This is a genomic window from Burkholderia sp. AW33-5 (assembly GCF_053427615.1).
Window position 1 is genome coordinate 1 of record NZ_JBSAXA010000088.1, and the last position, 719, is coordinate 719.

The 719-nt window shown below is 65.1% G+C and carries 1 protein-coding gene and 1 pseudogene; both read right to left on the reverse strand.

Features of this window, described 5'->3' with window-relative positions; genetic code table 11:
* Window positions 1–252 (reverse strand): annotated as a pseudogene (locus ACV22V_RS32465) (electron transfer flavoprotein subunit alpha/FixB family protein); the annotation flags it as partial.
* A gap of 16 nt (window positions 253–268) precedes the next feature.
* The coding region (locus tag ACV22V_RS32470) for an electron transfer flavoprotein subunit beta/FixA family protein (protein ID WP_448016826.1) at window positions 269–719 on the reverse strand (451 nt) is incomplete at its 5' end.

The following is a 719-nucleotide window of genomic DNA, read 5'->3' on the forward strand; positions in this document are numbered from 1 at the left end:
ATAGTCCTTCGCGATGTTCAGCGCGGTCGCCTCGACGTTTTCCGCCAGGCCCGCTTCGAGCTGCGGCGCATCGGCCAGCAGCACCTTCGACACGCCTGCAATCTTCGCTGCCGCATCGGCCGCGCCCTGCGCGTTGTGCCCCGCGACCAGCACGTGAATGTCACCGCCAATCTTCGCAGCCGCCGCCACCGTGTTCAGCGTCGCGGCCTTGATCGACGCGTTGTCGTGTTCTGCAATCACCAGAATCGTCATTTCTTTCCGCTCCCTCTTACAGCACCTTGGCTTCGGTCTTCAGCTTCTCGACCAGCGTCTTCACGTCCGGCACCTTCACGCCGGCCGCGCGCTTCGGCGGCTCGGCCACCTTCAGCGTCTTCAGACGCGGCGCGACGTCCACGCCCAGGTCTTCCGGCTTCACCGTTTCCAGCGGCTTCTTCTTCGCCTTCATGATGTTCGGCAGCGTCACGTAACGCGGCTCGTTCAGGCGCAGGTCGGTCGTCACGACTGCCGGCAGCGTCAGCGACAGCGTTTCCGCGCCGCCGTCGACTTCACGGGCGACCGTGGCACGACCATCGGCGATCGTGACCTTCGATGCGAACGTCGCTTGCGGCAGGCCTGCCAGCGCGGCCAGCATCTGGCCCGTCTGGTTCGAATCGTCGTCGATCGCCTGCTTGCCGAGGATCACGAGTTGCGGCTGTTCCTTGTCGACCAGCGCCTTCAGG